18 protein-coding genes are annotated in these 26048 nt (G+C 62.8%); 13 read left to right on the top strand and 5 right to left on the bottom strand.

Annotated features, from left to right (window positions below; genetic code table 11):
- Nucleotides 1-2: 2 nt before the first annotated feature.
- Nucleotides 3-554 carry a dihydrofolate reductase family protein gene (locus LFT43_RS11530; RefSeq protein ID WP_395796897.1) on the top strand — a complete coding sequence of 184 codons (552 nt, stop codon included), beginning with the start codon at nt 3-5 and terminating at the stop codon, nt 552-554.
- Between the two features lie 30 nt (nt 555-584).
- Here LFT43_RS11530 and LFT43_RS11525 read toward each other — a convergent pair whose 3' ends face one another.
- Entirely contained in the window at nt 585-1052 is a 468-nt protein-coding gene (locus tag LFT43_RS11525) for a hotdog fold thioesterase (protein ID WP_395796895.1), read from the bottom strand.
- A gap of 169 nt (nt 1053-1221) precedes the next feature.
- Here LFT43_RS11525 and polA point away from each other — a divergent pair, with 169 nt between their 5' ends.
- The 4 genes from polA to rpsA all read left to right on the top strand — a co-directional run bounded on the left by polA (nt 1222) and on the right by rpsA (nt 7892).
- Nucleotides 1222-3864 (top strand): DNA polymerase I, encoded by a 2643-nt coding sequence (gene polA, locus LFT43_RS11520; RefSeq protein WP_395803028.1) that lies wholly within the window; start codon nt 1222-1224, stop codon nt 3862-3864.
- A 92-nt stretch (nt 3865-3956) separates the two neighbouring features.
- A complete protein-coding gene (locus tag LFT43_RS11515) occupies nt 3957-5273 on the top strand; it encodes a GNAT family N-acetyltransferase (protein ID WP_395796893.1) in 1317 nt (438 codons plus the stop codon).
- Nucleotides 5274-5316: 43 nt separating this feature from the next.
- Nucleotides 5317-6249: a polysaccharide deacetylase family protein gene (locus tag LFT43_RS11510; RefSeq protein WP_395796891.1), complete on the top strand. Its 933-nt coding sequence runs from the start codon at nt 5317-5319 to the stop codon at nt 6247-6249.
- A 167-nt stretch (nt 6250-6416) separates the two neighbouring features.
- Nucleotides 6417-7892 (top strand): 30S ribosomal protein S1, encoded by a 1476-nt coding sequence (gene rpsA, locus LFT43_RS11505; RefSeq protein WP_265977586.1) that lies wholly within the window; start codon nt 6417-6419, stop codon nt 7890-7892.
- Between the two features lie 351 nt (nt 7893-8243).
- Here the strand turns inward: rpsA and LFT43_RS11500 are convergent, their stop codons facing one another.
- Nucleotides 8244-8933 (bottom strand): IMPACT family protein, encoded by a 690-nt coding sequence (locus LFT43_RS11500; RefSeq protein WP_395796889.1) that lies wholly within the window; start codon nt 8931-8933, stop codon nt 8244-8246.
- 22 nt (nt 8934-8955) lie between these two features.
- Between LFT43_RS11500 and coaE the strand changes: the two genes are divergently transcribed.
- The 3 genes from coaE (at nt 8956) to LFT43_RS11485 (ending at nt 13526) form a co-directional block, all read left to right on the top strand.
- Nucleotides 8956-10176, top strand: a complete 1221-nt coding sequence (gene coaE, locus LFT43_RS11495) for a dephospho-CoA kinase (RefSeq protein WP_395796887.1) — start codon at nt 8956-8958, stop codon at nt 10174-10176.
- Between the two features lie 45 nt (nt 10177-10221).
- Complete coding sequence (gene uvrB, locus LFT43_RS11490) at nt 10222-12309, top strand: excinuclease ABC subunit UvrB (RefSeq protein ID WP_395796885.1); 2088 nt, start codon at nt 10222-10224, stop codon at nt 12307-12309.
- A 182-nt stretch (nt 12310-12491) separates the two neighbouring features.
- Complete coding sequence (locus LFT43_RS11485) at nt 12492-13526, top strand: TerC family protein (RefSeq protein WP_395796883.1); 1035 nt, start codon at nt 12492-12494, stop codon at nt 13524-13526.
- 62 nt (nt 13527-13588) lie between these two features.
- Here the strand turns inward: LFT43_RS11485 and LFT43_RS11480 are convergent, their stop codons facing one another.
- From LFT43_RS11480 to LFT43_RS11470, 3 genes are read right to left on the bottom strand one after another with little or no spacing between them, the layout of a single operon-like run.
- Nucleotides 13589-14926 (bottom strand): alpha/beta fold hydrolase, encoded by a 1338-nt coding sequence (locus LFT43_RS11480; RefSeq protein WP_395803026.1) that lies wholly within the window; start codon nt 14924-14926, stop codon nt 13589-13591.
- Nucleotides 14927-14930: 4 nt separating this feature from the next.
- Nucleotides 14931-15431 (bottom strand): GNAT family N-acetyltransferase, encoded by a 501-nt coding sequence (locus LFT43_RS11475; protein ID WP_395796880.1) that lies wholly within the window; start codon nt 15429-15431, stop codon nt 14931-14933.
- 20 nt (nt 15432-15451) lie between these two features.
- On the bottom strand, nt 15452-17998 hold the full coding sequence (locus LFT43_RS11470) for a DEAD/DEAH box helicase (RefSeq protein ID WP_395796878.1): 2547 nt from the start codon (nt 17996-17998) through the stop codon (nt 15452-15454).
- Nucleotides 17999-18056: 58 nt separating this feature from the next.
- On the opposite strand from LFT43_RS11470, the gene LFT43_RS11465 reads away from it, so the two are divergent.
- From LFT43_RS11465 to uvrA, 5 genes are all read left to right on the top strand, one after another.
- The gene (locus LFT43_RS11465; RefSeq protein WP_395796876.1) at nt 18057-18836 is read left to right on the top strand and encodes a trans-aconitate 2-methyltransferase; all 780 of its coding nucleotides are present in this window, start codon (nt 18057-18059) and stop codon (nt 18834-18836) included.
- Between the two features lie 135 nt (nt 18837-18971).
- Entirely contained in the window at nt 18972-20717 is a 1746-nt protein-coding gene (locus tag LFT43_RS11460) for an ABC transporter ATP-binding protein (protein ID WP_395796874.1), read from the top strand.
- 89 nt (nt 20718-20806) lie between these two features.
- On the top strand, nt 20807-22615 hold the full coding sequence (locus LFT43_RS11455) for an ABC transporter ATP-binding protein (protein ID WP_395803024.1): 1809 nt from the start codon (nt 20807-20809) through the stop codon (nt 22613-22615).
- The gene (locus tag LFT43_RS11450) at nt 22612-22992 is read left to right on the top strand and encodes a GntR family transcriptional regulator (RefSeq protein ID WP_265977573.1); all 381 of its coding nucleotides are present in this window, start codon (nt 22612-22614) and stop codon (nt 22990-22992) included. The genes LFT43_RS11455 and LFT43_RS11450 overlap by 4 nt, the downstream gene beginning before the upstream one ends.
- Before the next feature lie 65 nt (nt 22993-23057).
- Nucleotides 23058-25985, top strand: a complete 2928-nt coding sequence (gene uvrA, locus LFT43_RS11445; protein WP_395796871.1) for an excinuclease ABC subunit UvrA — start codon at nt 23058-23060, stop codon at nt 25983-25985.
- The last annotated feature ends 63 nt before the right edge of the window (nt 25986-26048 follow it).

Raw genomic sequence — 26048 nt, 5'->3', positions numbered from 1 at the left:
CCATGTCGGATTTCCAGTATTACGTGGCATCCTCTCTTGACGGGTTCATAGCCACCAATGAAGACGATCTCGGCTGGCTGCTCCAGTTCGAAGAGGCCGAGGGCGTCACCGAAAGCTACGAAGACTTCATGGCCGGCATCGGCTGCATTGTGATGGGTGGCCAGACGTATCGCTGGCTCATGGAACATGAACCCGGGAAATGGCCTTACCCGGGCATCCCATGCTGGGTCTTCACCCACCACGAATATGCCGCGCCGGCCGGTGCGGACGTCACGTTCGTGCGTGGTGAGGTCCAGGAATTCGCCCCGGACCTGCTTGCGGACGCCGGCGACAAGAACGTGTGGCTGGTTGGCGGCGGAAACCTGGTTGCCCAATTCGCCAAGGAAGGACTGTTGGACGAGATGATTGTCACGCTTATCCCGGTCGCCTTGGGCTCCGGTAAGCGCTTGCTTCCCGTGGAGAGCACGACGGCGCCGCTTGAACTGGTCTCGTCCCGCACCCTTGGTGCAGCGGCAGTGGAGCTGCGTTACCGGTTCCCCGCGCGGGCGCGGTGATCCCCGGGGGCCGATGCGCGGCGTGCTGGCTCAGTGGGGCCTGTTCTCCCGGATCATGTTGGTGATCCGGGCCGTTGAAAGCCGGCGCCCGTGTTCGTCAGTCATGACAATTTCGTGTGTGGCGAGTGTGCTGCCAAGGTGGATGGCCGTGCATGTGCCGGTGACCAGGCCGCTTGCTACTGAGCGGTGATGGGTTGCACCCACCTCGATTCCCACCACATGGCGTCCGGCTCCCGCATGCAAGGCCGCCGAGAAGGAGCCCAAGGTCTCGGCGAGAACCACGTGGGCTCCGCCATGGAGGATGCCAGCAACTTGGGTGTTCCCTTCCACCGGCATGGTGGCGACGGTCCGTTCGGGGCTCAGTTCAAGGAACTTGATGCCCATCTTCGTCACGAGCGATCCCACCCCATAGCGCGAAAGCCAACCATGCAGCTCCTGCGGAACGCCAGCTGCGTTGAGTTCGTCAGTGAACCGGCCCGGCGTGAAATTGTCCATCATGGCAACTAGGCTGGCACCTGTGAGCGAAACAACCAAACCGGACTCAGTTCCAACCGAAACGTCAGCGCCTGTGGCTACTGTCACCGCAACGGCACCAGACCCTTCAGCAACCCCTGCCGGCACAGTGGCGGGTGGACGGTCCCGGCTTCTGGTCCTGGATGGGCACTCCATGGCATTCCGGGCATTCTATGCTTTGCCGGCAGAGAACTTCGCCACGTCCTCGGGCCAGCACACCAATGCTGTGCATGGCTTCACCTCGATGCTGATCAACCTCATCAAGGACCAAAAGCCCACCCATGTGGCAGTTGCCTTCGATGTCTCCGACGACACCACGTTCCGCAAGGCTGAGTACAGCGAATACAAGGGTGGCCGCAACGAAACCCCACCGGAATTCCGCGGGCAAATCGATCTCATCGACCAGGTCATGGAGGCCTGGGGCATCAGGACCATCAAGATGCCCGGATACGAGGCGGATGACATCCTCGCCACACTCGCGGCCCAGGGCGACGCCGCCGGCTTCGAAGTCCTCCTTGTGTCGGGGGACCGTGACGCGTTCCAGCTCATCACGGACAACGTCTTCGTCCTGTACCCGAAACAGGGCGTTTCCAACATTCCCCGCATGGACGCAGCGGCGATCGAAGAGAAGTACTTCGTTCCGCCTTCCCGCTACTCCGATCTCGCCGCACTGGTGGGGGAGTCTGCCGACAACCTCGCGGGCGTACCAGGTGTCGGCCCCAAGACCGCTGCCAAGTGGATCAATCTTTACGGCGGCCTGGACGGGATCCTGGAGAATTTGGATTCGATCGGCGGCAAGGTGGGCGGAGCCCTCCGGGAAAACATCGACGCCGTCAAGCGCAACCGCCGCCTCAACCAACTCCTGAGCGATCTCCAGCTCCCTGTTACACTCGCCGACCTCGAGGAGCCGCGTCCCAACCGACAAGAGGTCGAGACGCTGTTCGACACCCTTGAATTCAGGACGCTCCGCACCCGGCTGTTCGCGCTCTATGGAGACGACACCGCCGGAGCGGCGCCGGAGACCATCGACGCCCCTGCCTACAAAGTCCTGGATGACGCCGCCGCCCTGGAGGAGTTCTTCGCTGCCGGTGCGGGGATCCGTGCCGCCGTCGCCGTGCAGCTGGTCCCCGGACGGATTGGTGACGACGCCGATGCCCTCGCCATCGTGCGCGCCAACGGTGCTGCTTTCATCGATCTTCCGTCGCTCGACGCCGCGGCCGAGGCAGTCCTGGCCAAGTGGCTTCAAGACCCCGAAGAAGCCAAGGTCATGCACGAGTTCAAGGACGCCCTCAAGGCCCTGCATAACCGCGGACTGGGCCTTGAGGGCGTGGTGGATGACACCGCCATCTCGGGGTACCTGATCCAGCCGGACCGCCGCAGCTACGAACTCCCCGAGCTCGCACAGCACCACCTGAAAATCACGCTCACTACGGCCGCGGCACAAACAGGCCAGCTGGAACTGGAACTCGGTGACGGACCGGACGGGGCCGCGGCCACCGCGCTCGTCCAGCAGGCCGCCGTCGTGCACACGCTGAGCAAGCACTTCGAAGGCGAGTTGGCCGAGCGCAAGGCTGAAGCGCTCCTGACCACGCTTGAGCTGCCGGTCGCACGGGTGTTGGCCCAGATGGAACTCTCCGGCATTTCCATCTCGATGGACCGTCTGAACGAACAGCTCGCCGACCTCGCCAAAGTGATCGACAATGCCCAGGAGCAGGCGTTTGCCGCTATCGGCCACGAGGTCAATCTCGGGTCGCCGAAGCAGCTTCAGACTGTTCTCTTCGAAGAACTTGGCTTGCCCAAGACCAAGAAGATCAAGTCTGGCTACACCACCGACGCCGCCTCATTGAAGGCGCTCCTGGAGAAGACCGGCCACGAGTTCCTTGTGCAACTCATGGCCCACCGGGAATCCTCCAAACTTGCCCAGATGCTGGAGACGCTCAAGAAATCGGTGGCGGAAGACGGCCGTATCCACACGACCTACGCACAAAACGTCGCGGCCACGGGACGCATCTCGTCGAACAACCCCAATCTGCAAAACATCCCGGTGCGCAGTGAGGAAGGCAGGCGCGTCCGCGGAATATTCGTCGTCAGCGAGGGCTACGAATGCCTGTTGTCGGCCGACTATTCACAGATTGAAATGCGTATCATGGCGCATCTGTCCGGCGACGAGGGGCTCATCCAGGCCTACAAGGAAGGCGAGGACCTGCACCGCTACGTGGGCTCGCACATCTTCAACGTGGCACCCGAAGACGTCACCAGTGCCATGCGCTCCAAGGTCAAGGCCATGTCCTACGGCTTGGCCTACGGGCTGACCTCTTTCGGGCTGTCCAAGCAGCTTGAAATCTCCGTGGACGAGGCCCGGACCCTCATGAAGGACTACTTCGACCGTTTCGGCGCAGTACGCGACTACCTTCGTGGCGTGGTGGAGCAGGCCAGGATCGATGGCTATACCTCCACGATCGAAGGCCGCCGTCGCTATCTTCCGGACCTGACCAGCACGGATCGCCAGCACCGCGAGATCGCCGAACGCATTGCACTGAACTCGCCGATCCAGGGTTCGGCGGCAGATCTCATGAAGCGGGCCATGCTCGGAGTTTCAGCCGAGTTGACCAGCCAGGGGCTAAAGTCCCGGATGCTTCTGCAGGTCCATGACGAACTCGTCCTCGAAGTGGCGCACGGCGAACGCGAAGCGGTCGAAAAGCTCGTGACCGAACAAATGGGGACAGCAGCCCAGCTCACGGTACCGCTGGACGTTCAGGTCGGGGTCGGCTCCAGCTGGTACGACGCCGGGCACTAGCCGGGGGGGAAGTCCACGGGTTCTTGAGGGACTGCACGGGGCACGCCGCCGCTACGGTGGCGTGCCCCGTGCTGTCTGGATAGGCTCGGGACGTGGCTGATCCCAAGGAAACAAACGAAAAATACAACGTCAAGCGCTTTCGTTCCGTAGGCAAGGAGAACCCGGACTACGGACAGGCACGTGATTGGCTCCAGGCCGTCGGGTTTGGATTTCATGACGAGCAGCGAAGCGATGAGGTCCTTGACAAGATCCTCGCGATGTACCAAGCGGACAATCGTGAACTGACAGGCGTCTACGTCAACGATGAACCCCCGTTGCATGCGCTCAACCCGGGCTTTCCGGTGGCAACGTTCGGAACGCTGGAAAACAAGCTGAATATTGGCTTTGGGCAGGAACTGCGGACGCGCCAGATCACCGCTGTCAGCGTCCGCGGAACGCATCGGCGCCACGGCCTCTTGCGGGGGATGATGACCGCCGATCTTGCCGCGGCCAAGGACGATGGCTTCGCCATGGCGGCCCTGACGGCTTCCGAGGCATCCATCTACGGCCGCTTCGGGTTTGGTGTCGCAACCTTCGAGCGGAGCATCAAGGTGGACACCGGTCCGAAATTCCGCATCCGCCACGAACCCGTTGGCCGGGTGGAAATCGCAGACCCGAGGGTCCTTCTTGAACTCGCTCCCGAGGTTTTCAAGCGCGCTCACCAGGGGACACCGGGGTCCATCGTGCGGCAGGACTCCTATCGCCATCACGTCTCCGGAGCCATGAAACGCGACGGCACGGAGGACAAAGCCATCAAGTGTGCCCTCCACTATGGACCGGACGGCACCATTGACGGCTACGTCTCCTATAAGTTCGCAGGCTGGGACTCCAAGCCTTACACCATGGAAATCGTGGACCTCGTTGCCGCAACGGACTCCGGGTACTTGGAACTGTGGCAGTTCCTGGGCAGCATCGATCTCGTCGAACAGGTCTCCTGGCCTGAAGCTCCCATTGAAGACCCCCTCGCATGGGCGCTCGTCGACGGTCGCTGCGTCACGTCGTCCGACTATCGGGACATGTTGTGGTTGCGCGTCCTGGATGCTCCTGCGGCCTTGTCAGCTCGCCGCTATGGCGCCGATGGCCGTTTGGTGCTGGAGATCCGGGACGCGCTCGGTTTTGCGGACGGCACGTGGGAATTGGCTTCCGACGGCGGTGTCGTCACCGTCAGTGACGCCAGCGGCGGGAGACAAGACTCGAGCCCGGACTTGAGCATGGACGTCACGGATCTGGGGTCTGTCTATTTGGGTGCCGTCAGTCCGGTAACCTTGGCTTCGGCAGGCCGGATCCGCGAGCACACGCCGGGCGCAACATTGGCTGCCCAGCAGATGTTCGCCGTCGAACGCCCCGCCCACTGCCTGACGCATTTCTAGGCAGAAATCCCACCCGCAGGATCTACGACAGAAGAAGGATTCCATGGGGGAATTCCAACCCGGTGTTGACTCCACCGGCGAATCAGTGCTGCCCGGCAGGCGGTCATTGTTGCTGGCTGCCGCCGGACTAGCCGTGGCCGGCCTGGGTGCGTGCGCCCAACAGCCCGATGCCACCCCTGCCCCTCGTCCGGCTCCGGTTTCAACGCCGGGCGTGGAGGTGGCCGGCCCCCGCCCGGTCGTGCCCGAAACGCGGCCGGCGCTGCCGTCGAAGTCACAGATCGTTGCAGAATTCTCAGCACGCAAGCCCGTTGAATGGGGGCTCGGCGTCGCTGGCGTCGTGACGAAGACGGCGTCCACTCATGCGGTTTTGACCTTTGATGCCTGCGGCGGACCCCGGGGAACAGAATGCGATCAACGCTTGCTGAAGACACTGCGCAGGCTCAACATTCCCGCCACCCTGTTCGTCAACGGTCGCTGGATCAAGGCCAACCCCGGACTGGCCGCTGAACTCGCGGCCGATCCTTTGTTCGAGCTGGGCAACCACGGGTTCCGGCACCAACCGCTTTCCGTCAGCGGGCGTTCCGCCTACGGCATCGCGGGTACGTCCAACGTGGGCGAGGTGTACGACGAAATCATGGGCAACCAGGAAGTCATGGAGCAGCTTTTGGGAAAAGCGCCGCGCTTTTTCCGGCCGGGGACGGCTTACTACGACGATGTTGCCGCGTCGATCACCCACGCCCTTGGCCTGGTTCCGGTGAACTTTACGGTGAACGGCGACGGCGGTGCGACATTCCCTGCCCCCACCGTGGCGGCGGAGGTGGGCAAGATCGGTGCCGGGCAGGGCGCAGGACAGGTTGTGATCTCACACTTCAACCAACCTGCCGGCGGCACCGCGGAGGGCTATGAACGCGCTTTGCCCCGTTTACTGGACCGCGGCGTGACGTTCGCGCGGCTTGGTGACACGCTGCCGCTTTGACCCTCCTTGTGGCGAACGACTAGAATAAACGGGCGCGTACTACGTGCGCGTAAATTTACAATCCACAATTCAGGATGACCCGGCGTTTTGCCGTGTCCTGCGGACCGGGAACGGAAAGCGGGCGGTTTGCCTGACCGATACTCTATCCACAACGGAGCCCCTACTACATGACCATCACCTCCACCGAGAAGCCCGGTACCCCCGTAGTCGCGATCAACGACATTGGTACCGCTGAGGACTTCCTCGCAGCTGTCGACGCCACCATCAAGTACTTCAACGACGGAGACCTCGTCGAAGGTATCGTCGTCAAGGTCGACCGCGACGAAGTTCTGCTCGACATCGGTTACAAGACCGAAGGTGTCATCCCTTCCCGCGAGCTTTCCATCAAGCACGACGTTGACCCCGGGGACGTCGTCTCCGTTGGCGATCAGGTCGAAGCCCTGGTGCTCACCAAGGAAGACAAAGAAGGCCGTCTGATCCTCTCCAAGAAGCGTGCTCAGTACGAGCGTGCCTGGGGCGACATCGAGAAGGTCAAGGAAGAAGACGGTGTCGTCACCGGTACCGTCATCGAGGTTGTCAAGGGTGGTCTTATCCTCGACATCGGTCTGCGTGGCTTCCTGCCCGCATCCCTCGTCGAGATGCGCCGCGTCCGCGACCTCGCTCCGTACATCGGTCAGCAGATCGAAGCCAAGATCATCGAGCTGGACAAGAACCGCAACAACGTCGTTCTTTCCCGCCGCGCATGGCTCGAGCAGACCCAGTCCGAGGTCCGCTCCACGTTCCTCAACAAGCTGGAAAAGGGCCAGGTCCGTCCCGGCGTCGTTTCCTCCATCGTCAACTTCGGTGCATTCGTGGACCTGGGCGGCGTAGACGGTCTGGTTCACGTTTCCGAGCTGTCTTGGAAGCACATCGACCACCCGTCCGAGGTTGTCGAGGTTGGCCAGGAAGTCACCGTCGAGGTTCTCGAAGTGGATCTGGACCGCGAGCGCGTGTCCCTGTCCCTCAAGGCCACGCAGGAAGACCCGTGGCAGACCTTCGCCCGCACCCACGCCCTCGGCCAGGTTGTTCCGGGTAAGGTCACCAAGCTGGTTCCGTTCGGTGCCTTCGTCCGCGTTGAGGATGGCATCGAGGGTCTGGTTCACATCTCCGAGCTGGCGGTCCGCCACGTTGAGCTTGCTGAGCAGGTCGTCTCCGTTGGCGACGAGCTCTTCGTCAAGGTCATCGACATCGACCTCGAGCGCCGCCGCATCTCCCTCTCCCTCAAGCAGGCTAACGAGGGCGTTGACGCTGACAGCACCGAGTTCGACCCGGCTCTGTATGGCATGGCCGCTGAGTACGACGAAGAGGGCAACTACAAGTACCCCGAAGGCTTCGACCCCGAGTCGAACGAATGGCTCGAGGGCTACGAGACGCAGCGCGCCGCTTGGGAGCAGCAGTACGCTGACGCCCAGGCACGTTGGGAAGCTCACAAGAAGCAGGTTTCCCAGCACGCGGCTGACGACGCCGCTGCTGCCGTTTCCGGCGAGAGCGACTCCGGCACTACCAGCTACTCCTCCGAGCCGGCTGCCACTGAGTCCACCGCGGGCACCCTGGCATCCGACGAGGCCCTCGCCGCTTTGCGCGAGAAGCTGACCGGCAACTAATTGCCACTGGTCCGGATTTCCGGGCCGGAATGAAAGCGGCTCCTGCGATTCAGTACGAATCGCAGGAGCCGCTTTCTTTAATCCGGGAATCCCGGTTTTCTTTGGCGACGCGCTCGTTTGCCGCGCAAAGGGAATTCTTCAGCGCGTTCCGAGGGACATGCCCCGCCTTCGCATCAAGGACCGGACATATACCCATTATGTCCAGTGGTGGCGGATAGGGGAGGGCATGTCCAGTATTCCTTAGCCCAAGGCCCTACTGGACATGCCCCGCCTTCGCATCAAGGACTGGACATATACCCATTATGTCCAGTGGTGGCGATCAGGGGAGGGCATGTCCCCGTGGTTGCGAGCTCAATCCGGGACGTCGGCCCATTCTGTCCCCAGTAATTGGAGTCCCGATGTACCGCCGGTCATGGCGGCCAGCCGTTCGCCGGCGTCGGCGATTGCCGTTGGCTCGTCGGGCAGCGCCAAGCGCAGGACGGTCGCCGTGGGCTCATAGCTTGTTTCAGCCATGACGTAGCCTGCCGAGCGCAGATCGTTCTCCAACCTTCCGGCAGCGTGGTGGCCCACAGCGACGGCGCAAATCCGCAGGCGGCGTCGCTGAACCAGGGGAGCGGAGTCCAGCGCAGCCGAGACTGATTCGGAGTAAGCACGGACCAGCCCGCCGGCGCCCAGGAGGATCCCGCCGAAATAGCGTACGACGACGGCACTGACGTCGCTGAGGTCGGTCACCCCGGGCAGTGTTTCCCGTTTGATGAGTGCTTCGAGCATCGGGATGCCTGCTGTTCCGGAGGGTTCGCCGTCGTCGTTGGAACGCTGGATGACGCGATCCGGACCGAGGACAAAAGCGGAGCAATGGTGCCGGGCATCATGGAATTCCTTCCGCAGTTCGGCGACCAAGGCGCGCGCGGCGTCTTCGTTGGAAGTGCGGCGCATTACGGTGATGAAGCGCGAACGCTTGATCTCGAGTTCGTGGCGGAAATCGTCACCAAGCGCCAAGGTCGTGTACGCCGTCGCCCGGCTTTCGTCCTGATCTGCCACCGACCCAGTCTAGTGTGGAGGGGTGTTGAAGATTGGACTTACCGGGGGGATCGCCTCCGGCAAATCACTAGTGTCCGCCAGGCTGAGGGAGTTGGGCGCTGTCTTGATCGACGCCGACGCGCTGGCCCGCGAGGTGGTTGAGCCGGGTACCCCCGGCCTTGCCCACGTCGTGGCTGAGTTTGGTGAAGACATCGTCGACGCCGATGGGCGCCTTGACCGGTCACGCCTCGGGGCGATTGTGTTCGCCCAGCCGGATCGCCGGGAGGCGCTCAACGCGATCATCCATCCCCTCGTCAGGGAACGGGCCGGTACGATGCTCGCCACGGCAAGTCCTGGAGACGTCGTGGTCCAGGACATTCCGCTGCTGGTCGAAACCGGGCAGGGGAGCAACTTTCACCTTGTGCTGGTGGTTGACGCGCCCGACGAGGAACGCACCCGGCGTATGACGGAGATCCGTGGCATGACGGTCGAGGACGCCGTGTCCCGGATGGCTGCCCAGGCCGGCAGGGACGAACGGTTGGCGGCAGCGGACATCGTGGTGGACAACTCCGGAAGCATCGAAGACGTCACGGCGCTCGTGGACCGTCTGTGGCAAGAGCGTTTGGCACCGTTCGCCCGTAATCTTGCGGCGGGCCGCCCGGCGCCACGATCAGGCGGGCCCGTATTGTCCGCACCTGACCCCAATTGGCCGCTGCAGGCCGAACGGCTGCTTGCCAGGATCCGGAAAGCATCTCCGGAAGTGCTGTGCGCTGACCATATCGGTTCAACCGCCGTACCCGGGCTTCCGGCCAAAGACATCGTCGATCTGCAAGTCACCGTGGCCTCGCTCGAAGTGGCGGATCGGATAGCTCCGGCGTTGGGCGCGGCCGGTTTCCCCTTGCGGGAGGCTTCTGCGCGCGACACACCCAAGCCGCCGTACCTGGATCCCTCGGCTTGGCAAAAACGCTTCCACTGCAACGCGGACCCTGGAAGGGCCGCCAACGTCCATGTCCGGGTCCTTGGAAGCCCGGGCTGGCGCTATGCGTTGTTGTTCCGGGATTGGCTCCGTGCCAACCCCGTTGCCGTGAAGATGTATGCGGACATGAAACAGGAGCTCGCCGAGGTGCACGCAGGAGACCGCCGGACGCTTGCGTATGCGGAGGCCAAGGAGCCATGGTTTACCGAAGTTGCCTGGCCACTCATGGATGCTTGGGCGGAGAGCAGCGGGTGGCAGCCGCCGTCGTACTCCGTCGCGCGGGGCTAGAAAACGCGGACAGTACCTGTCCGCGGGCGGGGGTACATTGGATTCATGAGTCTTGCCCAGGAGATCAACCGTGTTGTCGCGCCCTTTGAGGTCATTAGCGAATTCAAGCCGGCAGGTGACCAGCCGGCAGCCATCGGGGAGCTGACCGAGCGGATCAACAATGGCGAAAAAGACGTCGTGCTGCTCGGCGCCACCGGTACGGGCAAGAGTGCCACCACCGCCTGGTTGATCGAACAGGTCCAGAGGCCCACCTTGGTGATGGTCCAGAACAAGACCCTCGCCGCGCAGCTCGCGAACGAGTTCCGGGAGCTGCTGCCCAACAACGCAGTCGAGTACTTCGTGTCGTACTACGACTACTACCAGCCCGAAGCCTACGTTCCACAGACGGATACCTTCATCGAAAAGGACTCCTCCGTGAATGAGGAAGTCGAGCGGCTGCGGCACTCGGCCACCAACGCGCTGCTGACCCGCAGGGATGTCATCGTTGTGGCTACCGTGTCCTGCATCTACGGCCTCGGTACCCCCGAGGAATACATCGCCGGGATGGTCACGCTCACCAAGGGCGCCGAGATGAACCGGGACCATCTCCTGCGCAAATTCGTCTCGATGCAGTACACCCGAAACGACATGGACTTCCACCGCGGCACTTTCCGGGTCCGCGGAGACACCGTGGAAATCATCCCCATGTACGAAGAGCTGGCCCTGCGCATCGAGTTCTTCGGCGACGAGATCGAGAACATTTACACCTTGCATCCGGTCACGGGCGATGTCATCCGTGAGGAAACCGAGATGTACATCTTCCCGGCTTCGCACTACGTTGCCGGGCCTGAGCGCATGTCCCGCGCCATCACCGCCATCGAAGAAGAGCTCGCGGCGCGGCTCAAGGTCCTCGAAGGCCAGAACAAACTGGTGGAGGCCCAGAGGCTGCGCATGCGCACCACTTACGACCTCGAGATGATGCAGCAAATGGGTTTCTGCAACGGGATCGAGAACTATTCACGCCACATCGATGGACGCGGCTCCGGCACGGCTCCGCACTGCCTCATCGACTACTTCCCGGACGACTTCCTTCTGGTCATCGACGAATCCCACGTGACGGTTCCACAGATCGGCGCCATGTACGAGGGCGACATGTCGCGTAAGCGCACGCTCGTGGACCATGGCTTCCGGCTACCTTCCGCCATGGACAACAGGCCGCTCAAATGGGATGAATTCCTGGAGCGCGTGGGCCAGACCGTCTATCTTTCCGCGACCCCCGGCAAGTATGAGCTCGGCAAGGCTGACGGTTTCGTCCAGCAGATCATTCGCCCGACCGGACTGATCGATCCCGAAGTGATCGTGAAGCCGACCAAGGGCCAGATCGACGACCTCCTCGGCGAGATCAGGACCCGCGTGGAGCGTGACGAGCGCGTCCTGGTCACCACGCTGACCAAGCGCATGGCCGAGGACCTCACCGACTACCTCCTGGGTCACGGGGTCAAGGTTCAATACCTGCACTCCGACGTCGACACCCTTCGGCGCGTTGAATTGCTCCGCGAACTCCGCATGGGCAGCTTCGACGTCCTGGTGGGCATCAACCTGCTCCGCGAGGGCCTCGACCTCCCTGAGGTGTCACTTGTCAGCATCCTCGACGCCGACAAGGAAGGCTTCCTGCGTTCTGCCACTTCGCTGATTCAGACCATCGGCCGCGCCGCCCGAAACGTCTCGGGACAGGTCCACATGTACGCCGACCGGATCACCGACTCGATGGCCAAGGCCATCGAGGAAACCAACCGTCGCCGCGAAATCCAGGTCAAATACAACACCGACAATGGTGTCGACCCCCAGCCGCTGCGCAAGAAGATCGCTGACATCACTGACCAACTTGCCCGCGAAGACGCCGATACCCGTGAGCTTCTTGCGGCGACCAGCAAGAGCGGCCGGACCGGAAAGGGAAAGGGCGCCACGAAGGTCCGGCAAGACGGCCTGGCCGCGGCCCCGGCGGAAGACTTGGTGGGACTGATCGAACAGTTGACGGAGCAGATGCACGCGGCTGCCGCCGAACTGCAGTTTGAGATCGCTGCCCGGATCCGTGACGAAGTCGGTGAACTCAAGCGCGAACTCCGCCAGATGCAGTCCGCCGGGCACGCCTAGGGTAAAGTTGAGCCTACGTAGGGGAGTATCCCAAGCGCTACGTCCGTCAACACGCAAGGCATAGACGCCTCGCCGGGCCTAGCGGATCGCCGTCGTATATGCGTTGTTTGGCTTCAGGCACGCAGACGCAGGCAGGTCGGAGAGACTTACGCCGTTTTGGCGTACCTGCGAAAGGCATCTTGATGCAACTCCCCGCCTGGTTTGAGATCGGCTCATTCGTCGTTCTCGGAATCATCCTCCTTGTAGACCTCCTCTTGGTCGTCAAGCGCCCGCATGAACCCTCCATGAAGGAAGCAGGCCTGTGGGTCGCTTTCTACGTCACCCTCGCTTTGGTGTTCGCCGGAGCGATGTTCGCCTTTGCCGGTCCCGAGCAGGGCAGCCAGTTCATCGCCGGTTGGGTGACTGAATACAGCCTGAGTATCGACAACCTCTTCGTCTTCATCATCATCATGGCGCGCTTCTCGGTGCCCCGTAAGTACCAGCAAGAGGTGCTGATGGTAGGCATCATCATTGCCCTGGTCCTGCGCGGCATCTTCATCGCCCTCGGCGCGGTGGTGATCGAGCAGTTCAGCTGGGTCTTCTACATCTTCGGCGCGTTCTTGCTGTGGACGGCCTGGAAGCAGGCCACGGACGACGGCGAAGACGAAGAAGAAACTTCCGAGAATCCCCTTATTGCCCGCATCCGCAAGATCGTCCCGATGTCGGAAAAGTTCGACGGCGGCAAGCTGCGCACCACGGTTGGCGGCAAGAAGCTCTTCACCCCCATGCTGATCGTCTTCGTGACCATCGGCATGACGGACCTCCTGTTCGCCGTGGACTCCATTCCGGCCATCTTCGGGTTGACCCAGAGCGCGTTCATTGTCTTCACTGCCAACATCTTCGCCCTCATGGGCCTGCGCCAGCTGTACTTCTTGCTCGGCGGCCTCATGAACCGCTTGGTTTACCTTAAGCACGCACTGTCGGTCATCCTTGGGTTCATCGGCGTCAAGCTCGTGCTGCACGCAATGCACGTCAACGAACTGCCCTTCATCAACGGCGGACACCATGTTGAATGGGCTCCCGAGATCCCCACCTATGTGTCCTTGGCAGTCATCATCGGCACCATCGTGGTGGCGGTTGTCGCGAGCCTCCTGAGTCCGGCCGCCAACAAGTCCAAGCTGGACGCCCGGCTCGAGGAAGATTCCCGCAAGAGCATGAACAGAGTCTCCGGCCACTAACGCCCGTCGCTGCCAAGCACGGCGGACCATAACGGAACCCCGGTCACCACGGTGGCCGGGGTTCAGCTCTTGCCGCGCACCATCCCCAAGAGACGGTTGAAGATTCCTTCCCCGTCTTCGCCGATACCATCGTGATGGAAGTCACCGGTGGTCCAGGCCTGCAGTCCGCGCACAGCGGCTGCGGTCTCCATGGATAGCTGGAAGTCCACATAGATGTCGTCGCGATACACCGCAGCCGCCACGGGTACCGTGTTCGCGCCCAGCCGGGCCACATCGTAGAGGGGTTTCCAGTCCTGCTTGCCGGCCAAGCGGGCGGCCGCGTCCTGCAACGGCACCAAGGCCGGATCCTGTTCGAAATACCAGGGGTAGACCATTTCACCTGTCAGGAGCGGCTCCGCGGCCTCGGGCTGGAACTCCGGGAATTCCGCGAGCACGCGCCAAGCCGCCCAGTCCGTGGCTTGCTCTTGGCCGTAGATGGCCTCGTGCAGGACCGCGTACAGGGGATTCGATGCCCGGGATACGAGTCCATGGACTTGCTCCAGGAAGGAGTCAGAAAGCCGATCTCCATCCGCGGAGGGCACAAAGGCGTCCTCCAGGAGGGTGTGGAGGGCATCCACGCGGGTGTTCCCGCCCAGGAACGATCCCACCATTTGGAAGCGCTCCGCGGTCAGGCGTTCTCCACTGGGCAGCCGCTCCTTCGTGGCGTCCAGATGCCGCGCGATCCGGGTCACTACTTCGCGGTCCTCCGGATACCAGGCGAAGTACTCGGCGTTCCGTTCCGCGACCCGTTGGAAAGTGGCCCGGTAGACGCGCTCGGCCGGGCCCTCCAACGGCGCAAGCCCTCCCGTGATGAGCACTTCGCGAAGGCCTTCCGGAGCGAAGGAAAGGTATGTCAGTGCACAGAAACCACCGAAGCTCTGGCCAAGGACAGTCCACGGCTCCGAGCCCAAGGTTTTCCGGATGAGTTCGGCGTCGGCCACGATCGAGTCTGCCCGGAAGTGCGCCAGGTAGTCTGCCTGAGCCGCGGCATCGCCCCGAAGCGGGAGCGTGTTGCGGTCCGCCGGCGTGGACAGGCCGGTGCCGCGCTGGTCGAGCATCAGGATGCGGAAGCTCCTTGCGGCAGCCTTCATCCAGCCGGACAAGGACGTAGTCCGCGTGCCGCGTCCGCCCGGTCCGCCCTGGAGGTAGAGCAACCACGGCAGCCGCGCCGCGTCTTCAGCCGGGTGCTCGGCGGAGACGAACTCCCGGGCGAAGACGGTGATCGTCTCGGCGGCGCCACCGCCGGGAGCTTCGCTCTCGGAAGGCCAGTGGTCGAGGGGCACCGTGAAGAAATGCTCGGTGGTCCGGACACCCCGGAATTCGTGACGTGCCCGGATGGTGTGCGCCGCTTGCCCAGCCATGCGCTCAGCCACGCGTCAAGACCTTGTCATCGCTGCCAAAGGCACCCAGGGCTTCTCCGGCAAGCCGGAAGGTGGACCAGCCGTCCATGGGCACGGCGCCCAGGCTGCGATAGAAGTCAATGGACGGTTCGTTCCAGTCCAGGACGCTCCACTCCACCCTTGCGTAACCGCGTTCGACGGCGGTGGCGGCCAGATGCTGCAGGAGCGCCTTGCCGTGGCCCTCGCCGCGCGCATCAGGCGTGACGTAAAGGTCCTCAAGGTAGATGCCGTGGACACCTTCCCACGTCGAGTAGTTCAGGAACCACAAGGCGAAGCCCTGGACGTCTCCGGCCGCGTTTTCGGCCATGTGGGCAAACACCCGCGGATTCTCGCCGAACAAGGCAGCGGTCAGCATTTCCGGCGTGTTTTTCACGGCGTCGGGCTCTTTTTCGTAGACCGCAAGCTCGTGGATCATCTGCAGGATCGCGGGGACATCGGACACGGTGGCAGGGCGGATAACACTCATGATTCGAGCTTACTAGGAGCCTAGAGGCGGTTGACCGCGGTCACCTTGACCACGGCGGTGCCGCTCTCGTCCGAGGCTTCCAGGTCCACTTCGGCGGAAATGCCCCAATCATGGTTGCGGGCAGGGTCGTCGAAGATCTGCCGCACACGCCAGATGCCAGGTTCCTCGGTGATCATAAGGAGGCCCGGGCCGCGTGCGTCGGGGCCGGTCCCGATGTCGTCGTGTTCGTCGAAATAGACGTCCAGGACGTCTTCCCAGTGTTCCGCATCCCAGCCGCTGCCGGCGTCGAGCTCGCCCAAAGCGGCGGCATCCTCGTCCGCGAACAGCTCAACGCGCCGGAACATTTCGTTGCGGACCATGACCCGGAAGGCGCGGATGTTGGACGTGAGGGATGGCGGCAGGGGAGGAGGGGCGTCGTGCGGCGTGGGGGCCGCGCCGGACGTGAGCTCCTCCCATTCGTCCAGCAGGCTGGAGTCGACTTGGCGGACCAGTTCGCCCAGCCAGGCGATGAGGTCCTCGAGGTCTTCGCGGAGGGCGTCCTGCGGGACCGTTTGGCGCAACGCCTTGAAGCCGTCTGCCAAATACCGCAACACAATGCCCTCGGAGCGGGCCAGCCCATAGAACTGGACGAACTCACCGAAGTTCATGGCGCGCTCATACATATCGCGTACCACCGACTTGGGCGCGAGTTCAAAGTCGCCCACCCATGGAGCGGCCTTGCGGTAGACGTCGAAAGCCTCGCCCAGGATCTCCGCGAGGGGCTGCGGGTAGCTGACCGCTTCGAGCATCGCCATGCGCTGGTCATAATCAATGCCGTCGGCTTTCATCGCGGCAATTGCCTCGCCGCGGGCCTTCTTCTGCTGCGCAGAGAGGATCTGGCGGGGCTTTTCAAGGGTTGCTTCGATCACGGACACAACGTCCAAAGCGTACGACGGCGACTCCGGGTCGAGGAGTTCCAGCGCCGCAAGCGCAAACGGCGAAAGCGGTTGATTCAGGGCGAAGTTGGCTTGCAGGTGGACGGTCAGGCGAACGGAACGGCCTTCCTTCTCCTGCTCGGTTTCGGGAATGCGTTCCACCACTCCTGCGGCCAAGAGCTCGCGGTAGATACCCAGGGCTTTCTTCATGAGCTGCAGCTGGGCGGATCGTGCCTCGTGGTTTTCGGTGAGGAGGCGGCGCGTGGCGGCGAATGGGTCGCCAGGACGTTCCATCAAGTTGAGCAACATCGCATGCGTCACCGTGAAACTCGAGGTCAACGGGTCCGGGACCGACTCCACCAAACGCGTGAAGGTGGGTTGCCCCCAGGAGACGAAGCCCTCGGGCGGCTTCTTTCGCACCACTTGCCGCAGCTTCTTCTGGTCGTCACCGAATTTCGCGGTCGCCTTGGCCATCGCCTTCGCGTTCTCCACCACGTGTTCGGGAGCCTGCACCACAACCGTTCCGGCAGTGTCATAGCCTGCCCGGCCCGCGCGGCCGGCAATCTGATGGAACTCGCGGGAGTTCAGCAAACGCGTGCGGACGCCGTCGTACTTGCTCAGGGCAGTCAAGAGAACGGTGCGGATGGGAACGTTGATTCCCACGCCGAGCGTGTCGGTACCGCAGATGACCTTCAGGAGTCCTGCCTGTGCCAATTGCTCCACGAGCCGCCGGTACTTGGGCAGCATGCCCGCGTGATGGACGCCGATGCCGTGGCGGACCAGCCGGTTCAGGGTCTTGCCGAAGCCGGCCGCGAACCTGAAGCCGGCAATGAGCTCGGCAATCTTGTCCTTCTCCTCGCGGGTGCACATGTTGATGCTCATGAGGTTTTGGGCGCGTTCGATCGCCTCGACCTGGCTGAAATGCACCACATAAACGGGAACCTGCTTGGTGCTCAGGAGTTCCTCGAGGGTTTCATGGACCGGAGTTTCCTGGAAGTAGTAATGCAGGGGGATGGGGCGTTCGGCTGAGCTGACGGTGGTGGTGGAACGCCCGGTGAGTTCGGTCAGACCGGTTTCGAAGCGGCTGACGTCCCCTAACGTGGCTGACATCAAGAGGAACTGGGCCTGCGGGAGCTCCAGGAGGGGCACCTGCCAGGCCCAACCCCGCTGGGGATCTGAGTAGAAGTGGAACTCGTCCATGATGACCGTGCCGAGTTCGGCTCCCTTGCCTTCGCGCAGGGCGATGTTGGCGAGGATTTCGGCGGTGCAGCAGACGATGGGGGCGTCCTGGTTGACTCCCGAGTCACCCGTGATCATGCCGACGTTCTCCGCCCCGAAGATCTCGCAGAGGGCGAAGAACTTCTCGGAGACCAAGGCCTTGATGGGGGCGGTGTAGTAGCTGCGCATTCCCCGGGACATGGCCTCGAAATGCGCCGCGATGGCTACCAGCGACTTTCCGGAGCCGGTGGGGGTAGCCAGGATGACATTGCAGCCGGACGCGAGTTCCATGATGGCTTCATCCTGGGCAGGGTACAACTGCAGCCCGCGGCTCTCCGTCCACTCAACGAAGCGTGTGTAGATTTCGTCCGGGTCAACGCGTCTGTTGCCCGATCCGGCGTCGGAGGTTCCGGGAAGCTGCTCAAGAAGTTTCATTGCCTTCCAGCTTAGTGTGGAGAGCAACAGACCACTGATACGGACGATCGGGACAGCAGTGAAATGGGATCCAGCCAAGTACGTCGAGTTCGGCAATCACCGCGACCGCCCGTTTTTTGACCTGACCTCGAGAATCCTGGCGGAGGATCCGCGGCACGTGGTGGATCTGGGCTGCGGTCCGGGGAACCTGACGGAGAACCTCGCGACGCGCTGGCCCGGTGCCGCCGTCGTCGGGCTGGACTCTTCTGCCGAGATGCTGGCGAAAGCCGGACTCCTCGCTGCCGCCCGGCCTGGTCTTTCGTTCGAGCGCGCCGACATCGCCGAGTGGACACCGGAAGTGGACACCGACGTCGTGGTCAGCAACGCAGCGCTGCAATGGGTCCCCGGACACCTGGCCATGCTCGCCAGGTGGCTGGAAGCGCTGAAGCCCGGTGCGTGGTTTGCCCTGCAGGTCCCGGGAAACTTCGGTGCCCCCTCCCACGCGCTCATGCGCGAGCTGGCCGGTTCGCCGGAATGGTCCGGAAGATTGTCCGGTGTGCTGCGTCACGACGACGCCGTCGGGGAACCAACCGACTATCTCCGGATCATGCTCGACGCCGGATGCGACGCCGACGCCTGGGAAACCACCTACCAGCAACTTCTGCCAGGACCCGACCCCGTGCTGCACTGGGCGCGGGGGACCGGCCTCCGTCCTGTGCTCGCCGCCCTTCCCGAGGGCGAAGCGGACGCTTTCGAAAACCAGTACGCGGCCATGCTGCGCGAGGCGTATCCGACGGACCGGCACGGGACCGTGTTTCCCTTCCGCAGAATTTTCGCAGTGGCCCGAAAGCGTGGCTAAGAGGGAGCGATTCCTGGCTCCGGAAGTGCTGGAATTGCACCGATTCCGAGTGTGATCTGAACTACAATGACAAGGCCATCGCGGGGCGGCATCGTCTGGAATTCGCCGCTCCGGTGACCAACGATTGGAGGCAAAGTGCTGGCATCCTTGCTGCTGCAGCGCCTAGCCCCCTACAAGACCCACGTACTGGCCATAGTTTTACTGCAACTGGTCCAGATCGGAGCCACCCTCCTCCTGCCCACCTTCAACGCCAAGATCGTCGACGACGGCCTCGTTGCCGGGAACAGCGAAGTGATACTGCGACTAGGCGGTTGGATGCTGCTCCTCACAGTCGTCCAGGTGCTTGCAGCATTGCTAGCCGGCTACCTTGGTGCCATCGTCGCCATGAAGTTTGGCAGGGGGCTGCGGCAGGACCTTTTCGACAAGATCCATTCCCTGCCGGACCAGGACGTGACGGCCTTCGGGCCCGCCAGCCTCGTCGTCAGGACCACCAATGACGTCCTGCAGCTGCAGAACATTGCGGTGCTAGTGTTCAGCATGCTGGTGGCAGCGCCGGTCATGGGCATCGGCGGTGTCATTCTGGCAGTCGAACAGGACGCGGCCCTGTCGTGGATCGTTTTTGCGATCATTCCCGTGCTGCTGATCATCATGCTCTTGATCGTGCGCAAGCTCGTACCGCTGTACCGCGAGGGCCAGGGCTTGGTGGACCGGATCAACAGCGTGCTCCGCGAACAGATCCTGGGTACCGCAGTCATCAGGGCCTTTGTCCGCCAACCATTTGAGATGAGGCGGTTCGAGGCTGCCAATGACGCCCTGACAAACAACAATCTCCGTTCTGCCCGGATTGTCGCGGCCATGCTTCCGCTCGTCATGATCGTCGTCAACCTGTCTTCAGCGGGGGTGGTCTGGCTTGGTGGCCACCGCATCATCGACGGCGACATGAAATTGGGTGCGCTCACCGCATTCATCGCCTACATCATGCAAATCCTCCTCGCGATCATGATGGCCATGTATGTGCTGAGCACGGCTCCCCGTGCGTCCGTCAGCGCTGAACGAGTCACCGAAGTGCTCAACACTGAATCCGAACTGGCCCAGCCGGGAAACCCGGCCGGCTGGAGGACGGGTGGTCCTGAGCGGACGGGGGGCTTGAGCTTCAACAACGTCTCCTTCGCCTATCCGGGAGCTGAGGCGCCGGTGTTGGAAGGCATCTCTTTCGAAGCGGCCCCGGGAACCACGACGGCGGTGATCGGCTCCACCGGAAGCGGCAAGTCAACTATCGTCAGCCTTGTGCCAAGGCTCCTTGAGGCGACAAGCGGAAGCATCTCGCTGGATGGCCAGGACATCGCCACGGTTCCCCTGGGTGCCTTGCGCAGCCGGCTCGCCGTCGTGCCCCAAGAGACGTGGCTGTTCCGTGGAACCATCGCGGAAAACCTGCGCCTTTCGCTGCCGTCAGCAACGGATTCCCAATTGTGGCAAGCCCTTGAGACGGCCCAGGCTGAAGATTTCGTGGCTCGACTGCCCCAAGGTCTGGAAACCACCCTGTCCCAGAGCGGCGCCGGTCTCTCCGGCGGCCAGCGGCAGCGCCTGTGCATTGCCCGCGCATTGCTCCGCCCCGCATCGGTTTATTTGTTTGACGACAGTTTCTCGGCGCTGGACACGGTGACCGAGGCAAGGCTCCGGGCAGCACTCGAAACCGAACTGCGGGAGGCAACCGTCATCATCGTCGCCCAGAGGGTCAATACCGTGGTGTCGGCGGACCAGATACTCCTCATCGACCAGGGCCGTCTGGTGGCAAAGGGAACCCACGAGGAACTCCTTGTGTCCTCGGAGACCTACCGGGAGATCGTGGCGTCCCAGCTCGAAACGGAAGAAGCCGCGTGAGCGGCGATAGCGCATACCGCGCCCGCACTGAGAAGCCGGCGCGGTCACTTCTCCGCCTCGCGGGCTTGCTGAAGCCCGCCCGGGGAGTCATGTCCGCCGCGATTCTGTGCATCTGCGGTTTTGCCACGCTCAACGTCGCGGCCCCCAAGATACTGGGCGACGCGACCGACGTCATCGCAGTCGCCGTCTTCGGCGGCCCGTTCAACAGCGAGCGCTTTGTCTTGCTGTTGCTCGTGGCCGCATCCATGTACGCGGTTGCCTCGCTGCTCAGCTGGGCCCAGGGCCGGCTCAACGCCCTCGCGGTGCAGCGGCTCGCGCACGACCTCCGGGAAGCGGTGGAAGCGAAATTGCATCGGCTTCCCGTGGCCTTCTACGACGGCCGCTCCCGGGGAGATGTCCTGAGCCGTGCCACCAACGACCTCGACAACGTGGCACAAACCCTCAACCAGCTCCTTCCGCAACTCCTGACCTCAGCGTTGATGGTCGTCGGATCCCTGGGGATGATGCTGCTGCTTTCACCCTTGCTGGCCCTCGTGTCCTTGTTGGCTGTGCCGGTATCTGCCCTCGCATCGGTTGTGGTGACCCGGCGCTCGCAGAAGTACTTCGTCCGGCAGTGGGAGGCTACGGGAGACGTCAACTCCCTGGTGGAGGAGACGGCAACCGGCCACGAAACCATCAAGCTTTTCGGCGCGCAGTCTGCGATGGCCGCCCGCTTCGCTACCCACAACGACGGATTATATTCCGCCAGTTCCAAGGCACAGTTCGCATCCGGGCTGCTGATGCCGCTCATGGCTTTCGTCTCGAACGCCAGCTATGTGGGGGTTGCGATTGTGGGGGCACTCCAGTTCCTTGCCGGCGCGATGAGTATCGGCGGGATCCAGGCGTTCATACAATTCAACCGGCTCTTTAGCCAGCCGTTGGGCCAGATCGGCGGCATGGCCCAGATCCTGCAATCGTGCGCGGTTTCCGCCAGCAGGGTCTTCGAGTTGCTGGACGAACCGGAATTGTCGACGGAGATCGGGACTGGCGTGCGCACCGGCGCCGGTTCGGTGACGGAGTCCGGCAGGCAGCCCGATGCGCAGTTCGATCTCCCGTCGGGAAGGGTTTCCTTTGAACACATTGCTTTCAGCTACCGCGCCGATGCGCCACTGATCGAGGACCTGTCATTCCGTGTGGAGCCGGGACAAACGGTGGCCATTGTGGGACACACCGGCGCGGGGAAGACCACGCTGATCAGCCTCCTCATGCGTTTCCATGAACTCGCCTCGGGGAAGATCACCATTGACGGCGCGGACATTGCGGACATGGGACGCGATGCCCTCCGCCGCAACTTCGGCGTGGTTCTCCAAGATCCGTGGATTTTCACAGGCACTATCCGGGAGAACATCGAATACGGACGTCCAGGTGCCAGCGACGCTGACATCGTGGCCGCTGCCGAAGCAAGCTACGTGGACCATTTTGTCCGCTCGCTGCCGAACGGGTATTCCACCATGCTCAGCAACGGAGGGGAACCGCTTAGCCAGGGGCAGAGGCAATTGCTCAGCATCGCCCGTGCACGGCTCTCCGGCCGCCCCATCCTGATCCTGGACGAAGCCACAAGCTCGGTAGATACCCGCACGGAAGTCCTCATCCGCCAGGCGATGCACAGATTGCGGAGCAACAAGACGTCCTTCGTCATCGCTCACCGCTTGTCCACCATCCGCGACGCTGATCTAATTCTCGTCATGGACCACGGACGGATCGTTGAACACGGCACCCATCATTCGCTGCTGGAGCTTGGCGGGCACTATGCCCGATTGCACGACGCACAATTTGCGGTCGGAGACGGCGAGTTGGCCGCGACGCCGGCACGGATCGCCAAGCACCGCGCCGTCCAAGGGGAGAGGGAAGCCTCGTGAGCGGCTCGATCGAGTTTCCCGGTTCGTGGAGACCCAACCAGTCGAGCACCGTGGCCTTGTATGAGCAGCTTCGGCTCCGCATTATCGAGCTGGCTGACGCCGGCACCCTCCCTGTAGGGACCAAGCTTCCAGCGGTGCGCAGCCTGGCCGGCGAGCTGGATGTTGCACCCCACACCGTGGCCCGCGCGTATAAGGAACTTGAAGCGGCCGGAGTGGTGGCAACCCGCGGCCGGAACGGAACAGTGGTGTGCGCCCGGGACGACCGTTGGAGCGCGTTGGCTGCCGTCGCGGCGAACTACTCGGCCGCGGCCAAGGCGCAAGGCGCAAGTTTCGCCGAGGCAGTACAGCTCCTGGCGGCCGCCTATGACGCGGATTGATACCCGTCAGTAGCCTGCGGGAGCCCGCATGGAAATTCGAAGAAGTTTTCGATTAGCATTAGTGGGTGCCTAAAGCCGTAGCTGAAGTCCCCGCCGTCGAATCCCTCGCAAGCGTTTCCGCGCCGCAGCCTGCCACGCCCGTGAGACATGATCTGTCCCGGCTCGTGGTCAAGGGAGCGCGTGAACACAACCTCCGCAACGTGGATCTCGACCTTCCCCGCGATGCCATGATCGTCTTCACCGGCTTGTCGGGTTCAGGCAAGTCGTCCTTGGCTTTCGACACGATCTTCGCCGAGGGCCAGCGCCGGTACGTCGAATCATTGTCGGCCTATGCCCGCCAGTTCCTGGGCCAGGTGGACAAACCGGATGTCGACTTCATCGAGGGCCTTTCCCCGGCAGTCTCCATCGATCAGAAGTCCACCAGCAAGAACCCGCGTTCCACGGTGGGCACCATCACCGAAATCTACGACTACATGCGCCTCCTCTGGGCCCGTGTCGGCAGGCCGCATTGCCCGGTATGCCATGAGCCCATCACAAGGCAGACTCCGCAGCAGATCGTCGACCAACTGCTGGAACTCGAGTCAGGCACACGCTTCCAGATCCTGGCTCCCGTAGTCCGCGGACGCAAGGGCGAATTCGTGGAGCTCTTCAAGGAGCTCACCGCCAAGGGCTACTCACGTGCCCGGGTGGACAGCGAACTCGTCCAACTGAGCGATCCGCCCAAGCTCGGCAAACAATTCAAGCACTCCATCGAAGTAGTCGTGGACCGGTTGGTGGTCAAGGAAGGAATCAGCCAACGGTTGACCGATTCGATCGAAACGGCGCTCGGCCTTGCGGAAGGCCGTGTGCTGGTCGAATTCGTCGATCTTGACGCCGAAGACCCGGCGCGGATCCGGGCGTTTTCCGAGAACCTTGCCTGCCCCAACGAGCACCCGTTGGCCATCGACGAGATCGAGCCCCGTTCCTTCTCCTTCAACAACCCTTTCGGCGCATGTGCGGCCTGCAGCGGCATCGGCACCAAGCTGGAGGTCGATGAAGAACTCGTGGTCCCCAACCCCGAGCTTTCATTGGGCCAGGGGGCCATAGCGCCATGGTCGTTGGGTACAGCCACCACGGAGTACTGGAACCGGCTCTTGGAGGGCCTCGCCTTGGAGCTCGATTTCTCCATGGACACCCCCTGGGAGAAGCTGCCGCAGGAAGTTCGGCAGACGGTGCTGCATGGGAAGGACCACAAGGTGGTCGTCCAGTACCGCAATCGGTTTGGCCGGGAGCGCAAGTACAGCACCGGCTTCGAAGGCGCCATCCAGTACGTTCACCGCAAGCACGGCGAAACGGACTCCGACTGGGCACGCGACCGCTACGAGGAGTACATGCGGCAGGTTCCTTGCCCCGCATGCAACGGTGCCCGGCTTAACCCGGCGTCGCTCTCCGTGCTGATCAACGGCAAGTCCATCGCCGAAGTATCGGCCCTTCCGATGCGCGATTGCGCCGACTTCCTCGGCAGCCTCACGCTCACCGACCGCGAGGCCCAGATCGCGCATCAGGTTCTCAAGGAGATCCAGGCACGACTGACGTTCCTGCTCGATGTGGGGCTCGAATACCTGAATCTCGAACGGCCGTCCGGGACCCTGTCCGGCGGTGAAGCCCAGCGCATCCGGCTCGCTACGCAAATCGGCTCTGGCTTGGTGGGAGTCCTCTATGTGCTGGACGAGCCGTCCATCGGGCTGCACCAGAAGGACAACCGGCGCCTCATCGAGACGCTGACGCGGTTGCGCGATCTCGGCAATACGCTGATTGTCGTCGAACACGACGAAGACACCATTCAGGAAGCCGACTGGGTAGTGGACATCGGACCTGGCGCCGGCGAGCACGGTGGCCAAGTGGTGCATTCCGGTTCGTACAAGGAGCTCCTGGAAAACACGAACTCGCTGACCGGCGACTACCTGTCCGGACGACGCAAGATCGACATCCCGCCGAAGCGACGCAAGTACGACAAGAAGCGTGAGCTCAAAGTCATCGGCGCGCGCGAAAACAACCTGAACAACGTTGACGCCACCTTCCCGCTGGGCCTTTTCACGGCCGTGACCGGCGTCAGTGGCTCGGGGAAGTCCACCCTGGTAAACGAGATCCTCTACAAGGTGCTCGCGAACAAGCTCAACGGCGCCAAGCAGGTTGCAGGCCGGCATCGCTCGGTAGCGGGCCTGGAGCACCTCGACAAGGTGGTCCACGTTGACCAGAGCCCCATCGGCCGGACACCGCGTTCCAACCCCGCCACCTACACCGGCGTCTTCGACAACATCCGGAAGCTCTTCGCGGAAACCACCGAAGCCAAAGTGCGCGGTTACCAGCCAGGCCGCTTCTCATTCAACGTCAAGGGCGGCCGCTGCGAGGCCTGCTCCGGTGACGGCACGCTGAAGATCGAGATGAACTTCCTGCCGGATGTCTATGTCCCGTGTGAAGTGTGCCATGGTGCCCGCTACAACCGGGAGACCCTTGAAGTCCACTACAAGGGCAAGACCATCGCGGACGTCCTCAACATGCCCATCGAGGAAGGCGCCGAGTTCTTTGCGGCGTTCACGCCCATCGCCCGGCACTTGAACACTCTCGTCGACGTCGGTCTCGGCTACGTCCGGCTTGGGCAGCCGGCCACCACACTGTCCGGTGGCGAAGCGCAGCGCGTGAAGCTGGCCTCGGAGCTCCAAAAGCGGTCGAACGGACGCAGCGTCTACGTCTTGGACGAACCCACCACGGGCCTGCACTTCGAGGACATCCGTAAGTTGCTCATGGTGCTGCAGGGCTTGGTGGACAAGGGGAACACGGTCATCACCATTGAACACAACCTTGACGTCATCAAGTCGGCCGACTGGATTGTGGACCTTGGCCCCAACGGCGGTTCAGGCGGTGGACGCATCGTGGCAACAGGCACACCTGAACAGGTAGCCAAGTCCACGGAAAGCCATACCGCTTCCTTCCTTGCGGAGATTCTGGGTTAGTGCGGCGGCTACCACCAGGGAATATTTCGGCGGCTGCCGGAGTATTCCCTGGCCGGCATGTGA

Source organism: Arthrobacter sp. FW306-04-A (assembly GCF_044358315.1).
In the GTDB taxonomy this organism is placed as follows: Bacteria; Actinomycetota; Actinomycetes; order Actinomycetales; family Micrococcaceae; genus Arthrobacter.
The sequence above is the reverse complement of the archived record's forward strand: the minus strand, read 5'-3'. Positions and strand labels throughout refer to the sequence as shown.

Bases quoted from the DNA above. Each gene is read 5' to 3' on its own strand.
- uvrB (WP_395796885.1), top strand. From the start codon at position 10,222: ATGAGTCTTGCCCAGGAGATCAACCGTGTTGTCGCGCCCTTTGAGGTC.
- LFT43_RS11480 (WP_395803026.1), bottom strand. From the start codon at position 14,926: ATGGCTGGGCAAGCGGCGCACACCATCCGGGCACGTCACGAATTCCGG.
- rpsA (WP_265977586.1), top strand. From the start codon at position 6,417: ATGACCATCACCTCCACCGAGAAGCCCGGTACCCCCGTAGTCGCGATC.
- LFT43_RS11470 (WP_395796878.1), bottom strand. From the start codon at position 17,998: ATGAAACTTCTTGAGCAGCTTCCCGGAACCTCCGACGCCGGATCGGGC.
- LFT43_RS11475 (WP_395796880.1), bottom strand. From the start codon at position 15,431: ATGAGTGTTATCCGCCCTGCCACCGTGTCCGATGTCCCCGCGATCCTG.
- LFT43_RS11525 (WP_395796895.1), bottom strand. From the start codon at position 1,052: ATGATGGACAATTTCACGCCGGGCCGGTTCACTGACGAACTCAACGCA.
- LFT43_RS11485 (WP_395796883.1), top strand. From the start codon at position 12,492: ATGCAACTCCCCGCCTGGTTTGAGATCGGCTCATTCGTCGTTCTCGGA.
- LFT43_RS11510 (WP_395796891.1), top strand. From the start codon at position 5,317: ATGGGGGAATTCCAACCCGGTGTTGACTCCACCGGCGAATCAGTGCTG.
- polA (WP_395803028.1), top strand. From the start codon at position 1,222: ATGGCATTCCGGGCATTCTATGCTTTGCCGGCAGAGAACTTCGCCACG.
- LFT43_RS11530 (WP_395796897.1), top strand. From the start codon at position 3: ATGTCGGATTTCCAGTATTACGTGGCATCCTCTCTTGACGGGTTCATA.
- LFT43_RS11455 (WP_395803024.1), top strand. From the start codon at position 20,807: ATGTCCGCCGCGATTCTGTGCATCTGCGGTTTTGCCACGCTCAACGTC.